We start from the raw sequence: 11,791 nt of genomic DNA, 5'->3' as shown, positions 1-11,791 counted from the left end.
CAGCACGCCGCCGACGCTCGAGGGTCACGCTGGCGACGCTCGAGAGTCACGCCAGCGAGATGTCGAGATACAGCATCACGACGATGCCGAGGATCGTCCCGAGCGTCGCGACGCGCTCGTGTCCGCCGGTGTGCGTCTCCGGAACGATCTCGTCGCTGATGACGAACAGCATCGCGCCGGCGGCGAATCCCATCGCGTAGGGGAGCAGCACCGCGGCCGACTGGACGGCGTACGCGCCGAACACGGCCAACGGGATCTCGACGACGCCCGAGCGGATCCCGGTGAAGACGGCGTACGCGCGTCGGTTCAGTCCGGCGTTGACGGCCGCGACGGAGACGGCCAATCCCTCGGGGATGTTCTGAATTCCGATCGCGAGCATCAGCGGAATCGCGCCCGCGACGTCGCCGCTGCCGAACCCGACGCCGACGGCGAGCCCCTCCGGCATATTGTGCAGCGTGATCGCGAAGATGAACAGCACCACCGGGGCGAGGCGCTCGTCGTTCAGCGGTAGCGACTCGCTGGGGTCGGCCGCGTCGGCGCGGCGGCGACCCGTCAGGAGGAAATGCGCGTGCGGGACGAGGACGTCGGCGCGGTCCAAAAACAGTGCGCCGAGGAGGACGCCAACGAGGACCGGGATCGGATTGCCGTTCGAGTACTGCTCGATGCCGGGGATGATGAGGCTCGTGAAACTCGCCGCGAGCATCACGCCCGCCGCGAACCCGAGCGCGCCGTCGAGCGCCCGTTCGGAGGGATTCCGCCAGACGAACACAAGCGACGCGCCGAAGAGGTTCATCCCGGCGATGACGAGCCCCCCGGCGAGCCCGTGGACCACGGGGTTGGTTCCGAACCACCGGACGAACAGCTCGGCGATCACTTCGAGACCCCCCCGTCGGTCCCCCGCGCTCGCGGCCGAAAGACGATCCCGGCCATTCGAGAGCTGCGAGAGCGGGTCATAGGAGACACGTCGCCTGCGAGGGGCTTATAAATTGGTCGTGACCGGGAGGTGAAACCGGACGACCACCGGAGACGAAACCCACAAGACCTAATCGGACGCGTCCGAACCAACGCGTATGGAACGGACCGGCGGGAAGCGACCGTGGCTGGCGGCGCTGCTCGGGACGTTCGCCACCGGGCTCGGCCACCTCTATCTGCGCCGCTGGCGGCGAGGGCTAGGCTGGTTCGCGGCCGCCGTCGCCGTCTCGTATCTCTTCGTCCCTATGGAGGCCACGCAGGCGCTGTTGGCCGGAGAGAACGCCGATCCGGTGGCGCTCGCCCCCGTGATCGCGGTCAGTGTCGCCAGCATCGCCGACGCCTACGTCGTCGCGCGCCGTGACCAGCAGCGCGCGCGCCAATCGACCACCGCGGCGGAATCAGTCACGTCGGAATCGGACGGCTCGACGGGTTCGCTCGAGGAGCGTCGCGAGGGCGAACCGGGTGCGAGTACCGCGGCGACGACGCAGTCGGTGAAAGCCGCGGTCGGGTCCGAGAGCGCCGACAGTTGTCCGCACTGCGGGAAGGAATTGGATCCGGAGTTAGACTTCTGTCCGTGGTGTACGACGCGGCTGGACTCGGCGGACCGTACCGACAACTGACGTCAGCTCGCGCTGTGGCTCACGCTTCGATGTCGAATCCGCTGAACTCGTCGACCGGCATCACCGAGTAGTCGACGCTGAGCGTGTCCTTCGTCGCGCGGATTTTCCCGACGAACGTCGAGATATCCTGTAAGCCGCCTTCGAGGACGAACAGTTCCATACAGCGGTGCTCGCCGACGTGGCTGTGGAAGTTCGAGGCCACGATCGACTCGTACTCGTGGCGGAGCTTCATCATCCGCTCTTCGACGCTCGTCGTCTCGTAGTCGAAGACGACCGTCACCACCGCCATCAACTCGCGGTCTTCGAGCCGCTTGTCCTCGAACTCCCCGAGGAGGTTGCGGGAGGCCTCGCGGACGACCTCGCTTCGGCCGGTGTAGCCGTGCTCTTCGGCGAACGCGTCGATCCGTTCGACCAACCCTTCGGGCATCGAGACGCTGACAACAGTCATATATTAAAATGGATGAAAAGATATGTTAATCTTTCGTAAATCTGACTCTGATCAGCGAGAAATCCCCCGGTTGCCAAGGACTCAGCCCACTGAAGGGTCGTACGTCGACCGAATCGTCTCCGCCAACACGCCGTCAGAGCGGAACACGACGTAAACGACGAGGAACGGCTCGTCAATGGGACGAAGTACGAACACCGCACGGGCCTGTTCGGCCTCCGGCGGGACCGACTCGCCCTCGTCGGCCCGTCGGACGAGCGGATCCAGCGGTGTTACGCCGGTTCTGAATTCCTCGAAGAGATCGCGAGCGCCGGACTGCTTCGCGAACGCGTACAGCGCTCCGTTCGGTTCGCCGTCGGTGTTCCTCGTCACGCGACCGTGCATCGCCGCGTTGTCGGCTTCTGCGACCATCCACGTCTCCTTCGCCGCCTCGAAGATCCCAGTGACGTCGTCGTAGAACTCGAACGCGCTGTCGGCGACGACATCGACCGCCGAAAATCGCGGCTCGCCGTCGTCCCACGCGAGCGTCGCGTCGATCAGGTTGCCCGCCGCGAGCGACGCCACGTCGTCGGCGAGGTCGCCCGAGTATTCGGTCATCCCGACGTAGGCCGGATCGAACGTCGGCTCCGTGGCGTGTTCCGCCGCGCCGCCTTCGATCGTGCCAACCGAGACGAGCAACAGCTCCCCCGGATCGCGCGGACGGCCGAGTACCCGGAAACGACCGCTCGTCGTGGGCGTCATCGGCTCGTCCCGTTCACCGCGAAATCCCGCCGGCGTTCTCGTCGATGACCGACTCGACCTCCTCGGGCGTGACCACCGCGAGGTCACCGCCGAGCGTGCGCTTCAGCGAGGCCGTCGCAGCGCCGTAGGCGAGCGCGTCGCCGACGTCGCCGCCACCGATTCGTTTCGCGAGGAAGCCGCCGACGAAGGCGTCGCCCGTCCCGATCGGATCGAGCGTCTCGGCGTCGTAGACGTCCTGCTCGAACACTTCGCCGTCGTGAACGGCCAGCGACCCCTGCTCACCGCGGGTGAGCACGACCGTCTCGAAATCGAAATCCCGACGCAGGCCGTTCGCGACCTCTACGGGATCGCCGTCTCGGTCGAGACAGGTTGCGACGTCGCGCTCGGCGGCGACGAGCACGTCGACGTGCGGGAACAGCGACTCGTACCCCCGCTTGGCTTCTTCGGGCGTCCACAGCTTCGAGCGGTAGTTCAGATCGAAGGCGGTGGTCACGCCCGTCCCCCGAGCCCCTTCGAGCAGCGCCGCAGTCGTCTCTGCGAGCGTCGCGGAGAGCGCCGGGGTGATCCCGCTCGTGTAGAAGATCTCAGCGTCTTCGAGCCCGCCGACGGGGAGCTCTTCGGGCGTCGCAGTCGTCACCGACGCGCCAGCACGGTCGTAAATGACGTCAGTGCCGCGCGGCTCGCCGCCCTGTTCGAGGTAGTACGTTCCCAAGCGCGCGGCCGCCGAATCGTCCCACGCGACGTCCGTCCGGACGCCGTGGCTGCGCAGTTCCGAGACGATCCGGCGGCCGAGCGCCGAATCGGGGAGTTTCGAGAGCCACGTCGCCTCGCAGCCGAGGCGCGCGGCGGCGACGGCGACGTTGCTCTCCGCGCCGCCGGTCTGTACGTCGAGATCGCGCGTCGTCTCCAAGCGGTCCCCTCGCGGCGGTGAGAGCCTGAGCATCGTCTCGCCGAACGTCACAACGTCTGTCATACTCGCTCGTTACGGCAGCGGGTACATAATTGCCGTTATCGATCGGCCGTCGGTTACCTGGTGGGCCACAGACGAGACGCGGCCGACAGCCCTCATCGGGTTCAATGCCCCGGGTAGTCCCGCTCGAACCGGTCGCCGATCTCCTCGCCGTCGATCTCGATGACGACCGGCCGCCCGTGCGGGCACGCGTAGGGGTTTTCGCAGGCGTCCAGTGCCTCCAAGAGGTCCACGACCGACCCCTCGGTGAGCGAGGTGTTGCCGGTCACGGCGGGGTAACAGGCCAGATCCGAGAGGAGTTCGTCGGCGACGGCCGCGACCGTCTCCTCGCCGCCGTACTCCCCGTCCGCCTCGCCGACGAACGCCGAGAGGACGTCGCGAACGAGTTCGGGATCGAGCGCCGCCGCGAAGACCGCGGGGACGGTCTCAACCGCGACGGTTCGGTCGCCGACGCGCTCGGCGCGGAAGCCGAGGCTCGAGAGCGCGTCGACGTACTCGTCGAACAGCGCCGCCTCCCGCGCGGTGAGTTCGAGTTCGACCGATTCGGCGAGTGCCTGCGTCACGACGTCGCCGTCCAGTTCGCGTTGCAGGCGCTCGTAATGGACTCGCTCGTCGGCCGCGTGTTGATCGACGAGCACCATTCCGGAGTCGGTCTCGGCGACGACGTAGGTGTCGTGTAGCTGTCCGAGGATCCGCATCGACGGCAGCGAGTCGAACCGCGGTTCGAGGGTGGCTTCGTCGCCGCCTAAATCCCGCTGGACGGTCGGGCCGACGATTCCCGTCGGTCGCGACGCTGGCGACGACACGCCCTCATCGTCGCGATCGACGGTCGAACCGTCGTGTTCGGCAGTCGACTCGTCGTGCCCGGCGATCGAATCATTGCGTTCGGTCGCCAACTCATCGCGCTCGACTGTCGAGCGATCGGCAGTCGACGACTCGTACCCCGGCGGAATTCGCGAATCGGCGTCTGTTCGTCCGGTCGTCGAGGAACGAGAACCGGCCCGCTGATCGCCCCGTTCGGACCCCGAGACCGACCACGCGTCGTCGTCGATCGGATCGACCGTCCGCGCGCGGTCGTGCCCATCGTCGGTTTGTGGGGGTGTTTTCGCGTCGTCGTCGCCGAGTTCCGTCTGGACGCGTCGGGACTCGTCGTCGGGAGCGTCAGCCGCGTCGGTACCGGAACTTTCCACGCTGTCGGCGTTACTGCCGGTTTGCCCCTGCTCGACGTTCCTCGCGGTTCTCGATCGCACGAGATCGCTCGGCGTCCCCGTCCCGTCGGACTCGGATTCCGGTTTGGATCCCGATTCGTCGGCAGCGGCGGCGTCTTCGGCAGCCTCTGTTCCGGGCTGTGGCGTGTGTCCCGGCCCGCCGTGAACCTCCGATTCGGGCGACTCCGGCCGTATTTCGGTCTCGTCGGCCGCCGAACGTCCTCTCGGTGCGGTCGATCGGATCAAGCCCGCATCGAGCAGCGCGCTCCGGACGGCGTCGGTGACGGCGGCCCGAACCCCGGATTCGTCGTCGAAGCGAACCTCCATTTTCCGCGGGTGGACGTTCACGTCGACCGCGTCGGCGGGGACGTCGACGAACAGGACCGCGAAGGGGTATCGGTCGGCCGCCAACTGACCGCCGTAGGCTTCGAGGACGGCCTCTCGGAGGACTCTCGCGGTGACGTACCGTCCGTTGACGAACGTCGAGAGGTACTCGCGCGTGCTCCGGTTCGTCTCGGGGTGGCTGACCAGTCCCCGGACGCCCTCAATCGCTGCCGACGCGTCGCCATCGCCCGAGTCGGATTCGCCGTCACCGATCGCGTCCGCCTCGGGTTCGTACTCGACATCTATCATCGACTCGGCGACCTCGCGGCCGTAGACGGCCAGCACCGCCGAGCGGAGGTTGCCGCGCCCCTCGGTCGCGAACACCTCGCGACCGTCGTGCTCTAGGGAGATCGCGACGCCGGGGTTCGCGAGCGCGTAGTGCGTCACGACGGCGTTGACGTGGTCGAACTCCGTGGCGGTCGTCCGCAGGAACTTCTTGCGCGCGGGCGTGTTGAAAAACAGATCCTCGACCTCGACGACGGTGCCCTCAGGGCAACCCGCGGGTCCGACCTCGCTCACCTCACCGCCTTCGATGCGAAGTTCGGTCCCGGCGGCATCGTCGACTCCGTCACCGCGGTCGACGCTGCCGGTCGTTCGCGGCTTCGTCCGGATCGTGAGCCGCGAGACCGCGCCGATGGTGTGCAGCGCCTCGCCGCGGAAGCCGAGCGTCCCGACGCCCGCTTCGAGGTCCGCGATGTCCTCGATCTTGCTCGTCGTGTGTTCCTCGACGGCGCGCTGGACCGCCTCGCGATCCATCCCGAGGCCGTCGTCGCGGACGCGGACGCCCTCGGTGCCGCCGGCGTCGATCGCGACGGAGATGCGGTTCGCGTCGGCGTCGAGGCTGTTTTCGACTAGCTCTTTGACGACCGACGCGGGCCGTTCGACCACCTCTCCGGCCGCGATCTGCCTGATCGTCCGATCGTCGAGCGCCCGGATCGTCGGACGCGATTGGGACGGGTCGGAGTCGTCACTCACGGCTCGTGCACCTCCGTCGCCGCCGTCACGGCCCGCGTCTGAACGTCAGTCAGGCGTTCGGCCGCCGGTTCGGGCGCGAGCCACGCGTAGTCGGTGTGTTCGTGACTGAGCGTGACCGACTCGACATTCGCGCTCGCAGCGGCGTCGGGTTCCGATCGGGTATCCTCGGGGGCGTCGCACCAGTAGTAGACGGCGAATCGTCCCCGATCGGTCTCGTTCCGCCACGAGGCGGCGTGCACCGGTTGTCCGACCTGTGCGTCGAGACCCGTTTCCTCCTCGATTTCGCGGTGAAGGCCCGCCCGCACGTCCTCGTGAGTCCCGAGCCGTCCGCCCGGCAGTTCCCACCCGTCGTCGCTCGCCCGTCTGACGAGGAGGACGTCGCCGTCGGGCGAAAAGAGGACGCCGCGGAGGCTGATCGTCGCTTCGAGATGGTCCTCGGTCACCGTCTCACCCCGCGTGAGCGTTCGCTGCGACTCATCGTGTTTGTACTGTGCGGTAGCCGCCTAATCGTTACCGGTCGCGACAGCGAACGGAAGTGTCGAAGCGCACATCGAAGCCGCGTGTCGGAGCCGACGAACGACCTCGGAGACTACTTCCGCGACAGCCGGTCGTGAAGCGTCGGACCGAGAGCAAAAATTGTGTCTTCGAGTCCGTCTGGAGGAGGACGGCCTCGACACCGATGATTGGATATTGCCAACGATAAGCGTGGTACCAAGTCACGCGAAACGATGATATTGTTGTCTCACATACGACTCGATGATGATGGCAACCACGCACGCGCTGGCCGGCGTCGTGCTCGCAGTTCTCGTCGCGGCGCTCTTCCCGGAGAGCGCCGCGGGGGCGTCCGTACTTCCGATCGCGGCCGCCGCGCTCGGCGGATTGTTTCCGGATTTCGATCTCTACGCCGGCCACCGGAAGACGCTGCATTTCCCGGTGTACTTCAGCGCCGCCGGCGTCGCGGCCGCGGTCGTCGCCGCGGCCGTTCCGACGACGCTCACCGTCGCCGTCGCGCTGTTTCTCGCGGCGGCGGCGCTGCACTCCGCGATGGATGCCCTCGGCGGCGGGCTGGAGCTGAAACCGTGGCTCGGGACCTCCGAACAGGCGGTCTACAACCACTACCACGGCCGGTGGATCCGCCCGCGCCGGTGGATCCGATACGACGGTGCACCGGAGGACCTCGCGGTCGCCGTCGCGTTCGCGGTCCCGGCCGTGTACGCCCTCGACGGCGTTGCAGAAACGGGCGTCCTCGCCGCAGTGGTCGTCTCTGCGGTCTACGTCCTGCTGCGGAAACCGATGGTGGTGGCCGCAGAGACGCTCGTCGCCGCCCTTCCGGACACGTTCATCGATCGACTGCCGTCGCGGTTCGTCGAAGATATTCGGTGAATGAGAAGTTCCGACTGAGTGGAAGATATTAAGAATATATACGATACTGTCCAGAAATTTTTCCACTTAGTTCGTGTATCTGTATACTATGATGTCGAATACTGAACGAAGTCCGGTCGAAGCGCACACGCAGTACGCACACGGTCGCGTTCGCTGTCGCCGCTGTGGGACGGCCGTTCCGTCGGACGACGTCGAGCGTTCGCTGTGTGTACACTGTCGGCCGGACGGCTGAGCGGACGGTTCAGCGTATAGCCTCGATTTTGATGGCTCCGAGAGCGTTCTCTCCGACGCGGGGTACACAACCGGCTTCGACAGCGCGGGGCTGGGGCTCGCGATCGTCGAGGGACCCGTGCAGGCACACGGCTGGTCGATCGCGGTGACCGACGCCGCGAGCGGCGGCGCACGCTTCGAGATCCGAGACGTCATTCCGGCGTGACCGCCGCGCGGGACTTTTGCCGATCGCCCCGAACTACCCGGTATGGTACTCGCATCTCTCGGCGTGGCCGCGGCCGTGATCGGCGTCCTCGTCGTTCTGAGCGCGTTCTTTTCCAGCAGCGAAACGGCGATCTTCACGCTCTCTGAGGAGTGGCTCGCCGAATCGGCGTCGTCGACGGACCGGCGGCTGGTCACGCTCCGCGAACTCAGATCCGACCCGCACCGGCTCCTCGTGACGATTCTGGTCGGCAACAACGTCGTCAACGTGGCGATCGCGAGCCTCACAACCCTGCTGGCGACCGAGTACCTCCCGGCGGGCATCGCGGTCTCGGTCGCCACGGTCGTCGCGAGCGCGATCGTGCTGATCTTCGGCGAGATCGTCCCGAAGTCCTACGGACTGGGGCACGCGACCACGTGGTCGCTCAGGATCGCGGGGCCGCTCTCGGTCGTCGAACGGCTGCTGTACCCCCTCGTGGTGGTGTTCGACGCGATCACGCGCGCGCTGAACGAGTTCGTCGGTGGCGAGGATATCGAACAGGCACGCGTCGAGGAGTGAGGCAAAGAGATCGCTTATGCTCTGACGACCGCAGTCCCGCTCAATCGTCATCAGCGGTATACGCGCCGCCACGACGCTTGATACGCGCGACGATCAGCCGCCCGTCCTGTTGACGAAAGCTCACAGAGAGCCGAAACTCCCCGATGCGGATTTTCCTGTACGAGCTGTTCTGGAGCGGTTCCCCGTAGTCCGGCGGGTCACGCCACGGCGAGGAGACGATTTCATCGAGCTTGTCGAGTATCCGGTCTTGGTCGGCGGGGGACAGTCCGTCGAGGTCGTCTTCGGCGGTCGAGGATATAGTAGCGTTTGCAAGTCTTCATTCATCCGATCGCACGCCGTCGTGCGATCGGATGAGTAATCAGTTGCAAACGCTACTATAGTTCCCACGTCCACCCGTCGTCACTCACCGCTCGCGCCGAACCGCTCGCGCCGAACCGCTCGCGGGCTTCCTCGGCGCTCGTCGTCCGCCCCTCGCGGATGTCCTCCTCGACTTCGAGCAGGGCGACGAGTTCGTCGCGGTCGAACGTCGGGAATTCGACGGCGTCTCGAAGCGTGTACCGGATGAACTCACTCCGACTATTGAACCCGCGTCCCTGCCACGTGTCGTCTATCTCTTCGAGGAACGACTCGGTGAGTTTGAAATTCACTGTGGCGATGTCGTCCCCGCCGTCGTCGTTCGTGGCCGCTTCAGACATATGGACGTAATACGCTGGTCTTACCAATAGTCGTTTCGCCGGAATCCCACTCGCCGCGTACTCGTCGTGGATAGCCGCATCGAGGGTGTTCTATCACGTTCCTGACTACGCTTCATTCCTCCCTCTGTGAGCGCGGTCGTGTTTAGTTTGGAGCATTGAACCAGGCGGCAAATGCTTGGGCGGTTTGCGGCTCAACGTGGCTGAAACAGTTTGAGAACGAGGAAGTTCTGCGCTTGAGTTCTCGAAAGATTCGTTCGATGGCGTTCCGGTTTCCATTTCGTTCAGTTTGAAATCGGAGCCCAGCTCTGGCCAGCGCAGTTTGGAGGTGTTGAGCGCCATCGACCAGAAACACAGCAGATTCGACATCGTGTTTCTGGCGGGGTTCTCGCAGAAAAATTTCAGTTAATGCGGTCGTTGTCGTCGAAAAGAGCCGCAGATGCAGCAGATCGTTTGTGTCGGGATCGGCGGCGTTCGCAAGAGCGAAGCTCTTGCGCAGCCCATCAGAACGGCGGCGCCGTTCTGAGGACGGCGTACAGCCAGAATTGCTCGTCATTGATTCGAATCACGGTTTCGTCGAGCGCAACGTGATTCGGGCTTCGCCCATCTGTGGGCTGTAGATCGGCCTTCTGGACCCAATCGTGGATTGCCTTGCGAGAGCGCTCGACACCCAACTCTTCGAGAATAGAGACGGTCTCGCCGCCGACCTCTTCCGGCCGCACGAGCACGCCGAGGTACTCCTCTGTCACAGGATTCGAGATGATCGGGCCCGAGAGGTCGTCGAGCAGCGCTGCCGTCGGCCCGTTCACATCGAGGGGAATCCCGTCCCTGACGTGTTCGCCATCCCGCTCGCGGCGGGCGTCCTCGCGCCGATCGGTATCTTGCTCTCACCTGCCATCGGCGCGTTACTGATGTCCTTGAGCACAGTTATCGTCGCCATCAACGCCCAGTTCCTCCGACGAGTCGATCTGGATCTTCCGTCGCTCCCGAGCGTCTCCTCGTCTGAGCGGCTGCAGCCAGCAGATTAACAGAACTCCCCATCTCCCTCTGCCTATGCAACCAACGGTCTAAACGGCCCTCACGTTCGGAGGGCAATTTATGAGTGACTTCGGCTATTATCTATATGAAGAGGTACACATTATGTCCAGCCAACACCACGGAGATCCGTTATTACGGGTGGTTCTCGTCGTTCTCGCAATTATTGTGCTGTTTCCGCTTCTCATGATGGTGTTTGCGATGCCGATGATGGGAATGATGGGCTGGTGGTGGGGTGGTGGATTTGGTATGGGAATCTCCCCGATTTGGGGGATCGGAATGATGTTGCTCTTTCTCATCGTCTTGCTCGCCATCGGTTACTTTCTGTACCGCGGTTTGGTCAGTGGCCAGTTCGCCGACGGCGACCGTGCCCTTGACGAACTACGGACGGCGTACGCCCGTGGAGACATCACGGACGAAGAGTTCGAGCGGCGACAACAGCGACTACAGAGAGATCAAGAGTAACAGGGGCCGTGAGATCCCCTTGAGCCATAGGATTGAGGTAAAGACTATGAAGATCCACTAATGACTCGCCCAACCATATGGACCAAGACCGTAAGTCGCTCACGGGCGTACTCTCTGTATGGCCGACGATCATCACGGCACTGATCCAGCTGAGAGTGACGATAAGCACGGCCCTCCTCACGGATACACCGATACAGGTAGCCACGCCCTTCCAGGCGGGGTGACTGTCGCCGTAGATGGACTCCAACTAGAGGCGTCGGAGACGAGGATCAAACCAAGAGAAAGCCACGAATGGACGTATCAAATACGCAATGAGGAGGGAACCGCCATCCGACGATTCCAAGAGACGCACGACCAACTCGCACATCTGATCCTCATCCGCCGTGATCTCACCCGCTTCCAACACCTCCATCCAGAGTTAGCCGAGGACGGAACGTGGTCGGTAGAGTTTACGCTTCCAGATCCTGGTGTTTATCGTGCATTCGTCGACGTACTCGTGGATGGCCGCCCGACGACACTCGGTACCGATCTGTTTGCATCTGGCTCAGCAAACTACGAAGAGCCTCCCCGGTCCTCACGTGTGGCAACGACTAATGGGTACGATATCGAGTTATCCCCGGAGAATATACCGGCTGAGAAAGATCTCACGCTTGAATTCGGATTTAGCCAAGACGGCGGCGTCCCGCAACTTGAGCCGTATCTCGGTGCGCTCGGCCACCTCGTTGCGCTTCGAGACGGAGATCTTGCGTATCTTCACGTCCACCCCGAAGAGACGGATCCAGAGGATGGCGTTGTGCAGTTTACTGTTCGATTCCCCACCGCGAGTCGATACCGACTCTTCTTACAAGCGAAGCCCGACGGAGAGTTAATTACTACATCTTTCGACGTACAAGCTATGGAACGCTAGGTC

General features: G+C 64.3%; 13 protein-coding genes and 2 pseudogenes. 6 read left to right on the top strand and 9 right to left on the bottom strand.

What is annotated here, in order from left to right:
• Positions 1 to 46: 46 nt before the first annotated feature.
• A complete protein-coding gene (locus U5919_RS01155) occupies positions 47 to 874 on the bottom strand; it encodes a ZIP family metal transporter (RefSeq protein ID WP_336021697.1) in 828 nt (275 codons plus the stop codon).
• A 196-nt stretch (positions 875 to 1,070) separates the two neighbouring features.
• On the opposite strand from U5919_RS01155, the gene U5919_RS01150 reads away from it, so the two are divergent.
• On the top strand, positions 1,071 to 1,592 hold the full coding sequence (locus U5919_RS01150) for a DUF7575 domain-containing protein (protein ID WP_336021696.1): 522 nt from the start codon (positions 1,071 to 1,073) through the stop codon (positions 1,590 to 1,592).
• A gap of 19 nt (positions 1,593 to 1,611) precedes the next feature.
• Here U5919_RS01150 and U5919_RS01145 read toward each other — a convergent pair whose 3' ends face one another.
• The 5 genes from U5919_RS01145 to U5919_RS01125 all read right to left on the bottom strand — a co-directional run bounded on the left by U5919_RS01145 (position 1,612) and on the right by U5919_RS01125 (position 6,758).
• Positions 1,612 to 2,040, bottom strand: coding sequence for a CopG family ribbon-helix-helix protein (locus U5919_RS01145; RefSeq protein WP_336021695.1), 429 nt, complete (start codon positions 2,038 to 2,040; stop codon positions 1,612 to 1,614).
• A gap of 81 nt (positions 2,041 to 2,121) precedes the next feature.
• Entirely contained in the window at positions 2,122 to 2,778 is a 657-nt protein-coding gene (locus tag U5919_RS01140; protein ID WP_336021694.1) for a DUF6663 family protein, read from the bottom strand.
• Between the two features lie 13 nt (positions 2,779 to 2,791).
• Entirely contained in the window at positions 2,792 to 3,751 is a 960-nt protein-coding gene (gene kdgK1, locus U5919_RS01135; RefSeq protein WP_336021693.1) for a bifunctional 2-dehydro-3-deoxygluconokinase/2-dehydro-3-deoxygalactonokinase, read from the bottom strand.
• 101 nt (positions 3,752 to 3,852) lie between these two features.
• Positions 3,853 to 6,315 (bottom strand): DNA mismatch repair endonuclease MutL, encoded by a 2,463-nt coding sequence (mutL, locus tag U5919_RS01130; protein WP_336021692.1) that lies wholly within the window; start codon positions 6,313 to 6,315, stop codon positions 3,853 to 3,855.
• On the bottom strand, positions 6,312 to 6,758 hold the full coding sequence (locus U5919_RS01125; protein WP_336021691.1) for an NUDIX hydrolase: 447 nt from the start codon (positions 6,756 to 6,758) through the stop codon (positions 6,312 to 6,314). Before U5919_RS01125 ends, mutL begins: the two co-directional genes overlap by 4 nt.
• 316 nt (positions 6,759 to 7,074) lie before the next feature.
• On the opposite strand from U5919_RS01125, the gene U5919_RS01120 reads away from it, so the two are divergent.
• Entirely contained in the window at positions 7,075 to 7,698 is a 624-nt protein-coding gene (locus U5919_RS01120; protein WP_336021690.1) for a metal-dependent hydrolase, read from the top strand.
• 478 nt (positions 7,699 to 8,176) lie between these two features.
• Positions 8,177 to 8,689, top strand: coding sequence for a CNNM domain-containing protein (locus U5919_RS01115; protein WP_336021689.1), 513 nt, complete (start codon positions 8,177 to 8,179; stop codon positions 8,687 to 8,689).
• 40 nt (positions 8,690 to 8,729) lie between these two features.
• On the opposite strand, the gene U5919_RS01110 is transcribed toward U5919_RS01115, so the two are convergent.
• The 3 genes and pseudogenes from U5919_RS01110 to U5919_RS01100 form a co-directional block, all read right to left on the bottom strand.
• Positions 8,730 to 8,987 (bottom strand): type II toxin-antitoxin system RelE family toxin, encoded by a 258-nt coding sequence (locus U5919_RS01110; RefSeq protein WP_336023836.1) that lies wholly within the window; start codon positions 8,985 to 8,987, stop codon positions 8,730 to 8,732.
• Between the two features lie 76 nt (positions 8,988 to 9,063).
• Positions 9,064 to 9,384, bottom strand: coding sequence for a ribbon-helix-helix domain-containing protein (locus U5919_RS01105; protein ID WP_336021688.1), 321 nt, complete (start codon positions 9,382 to 9,384; stop codon positions 9,064 to 9,066).
• A gap of 142 nt (positions 9,385 to 9,526) precedes the next feature.
• Positions 9,527 to 10,202: pseudogene (locus U5919_RS01100) on the bottom strand (IS6 family transposase).
• 9 nt (positions 10,203 to 10,211) lie between these two features.
• On the opposite strand from U5919_RS01100, the pseudogene U5919_RS15830 reads away from it, so the two are divergent.
• From U5919_RS15830 to U5919_RS01085, 3 genes and pseudogenes are all read left to right on the top strand, one after another.
• Positions 10,212 to 10,409, top strand: a pseudogene (locus tag U5919_RS15830) (HAD-IC family P-type ATPase); the annotation flags it as partial.
• Between the two features lie 70 nt (positions 10,410 to 10,479).
• The gene (locus U5919_RS01090; protein WP_336021686.1) at positions 10,480 to 10,881 is read left to right on the top strand and encodes an SHOCT domain-containing protein; all 402 of its coding nucleotides are present in this window, start codon (positions 10,480 to 10,482) and stop codon (positions 10,879 to 10,881) included.
• A 118-nt stretch (positions 10,882 to 10,999) separates the two neighbouring features.
• Entirely contained in the window at positions 11,000 to 11,788 is a 789-nt protein-coding gene (locus U5919_RS01085) for a hypothetical protein (RefSeq protein ID WP_336021685.1), read from the top strand.
• Positions 11,789 to 11,791: the final 3 nt, after the last annotated feature.

The organism is Halobellus sp. LT62 (assembly GCF_037031285.1).
In the GTDB taxonomy this organism is placed as follows: Archaea; Halobacteriota; Halobacteria; order Halobacteriales; family Haloferacaceae; genus Haloquadratum; species Haloquadratum salinisoli.
This window is presented reverse-complemented; position numbering and strand designations above follow the sequence as displayed.

Coding starts and splice junctions, on each gene's coding strand:
- U5919_RS01120 (WP_336021690.1), top strand. CDS start 7,075: ATGATGGCAACCACGCACGCGCTGGCCGGCGTCGTGCTCGCAGTTCTC.
- U5919_RS01115 (WP_336021689.1), top strand. CDS start 8,177: ATGGTACTCGCATCTCTCGGCGTGGCCGCGGCCGTGATCGGCGTCCTC.
- U5919_RS01140 (WP_336021694.1), bottom strand. CDS start 2,778: ATGACGCCCACGACGAGCGGTCGTTTCCGGGTACTCGGCCGTCCGCGC.
- U5919_RS01105 (WP_336021688.1), bottom strand. CDS start 9,384: ATGTCTGAAGCGGCCACGAACGACGACGGCGGGGACGACATCGCCACA.
- U5919_RS01145 (WP_336021695.1), bottom strand. CDS start 2,040: ATGACTGTTGTCAGCGTCTCGATGCCCGAAGGGTTGGTCGAACGGATC.
- U5919_RS01090 (WP_336021686.1), top strand. CDS start 10,480: ATGAGTGACTTCGGCTATTATCTATATGAAGAGGTACACATTATGTCC.
- U5919_RS01150 (WP_336021696.1), top strand. CDS start 1,071: ATGGAACGGACCGGCGGGAAGCGACCGTGGCTGGCGGCGCTGCTCGGG.
- U5919_RS01085 (WP_336021685.1), top strand. CDS start 11,000: ATGGCCGACGATCATCACGGCACTGATCCAGCTGAGAGTGACGATAAG.
- kdgK1 (WP_336021693.1), bottom strand. CDS start 3,751: ATGACAGACGTTGTGACGTTCGGCGAGACGATGCTCAGGCTCTCACCG.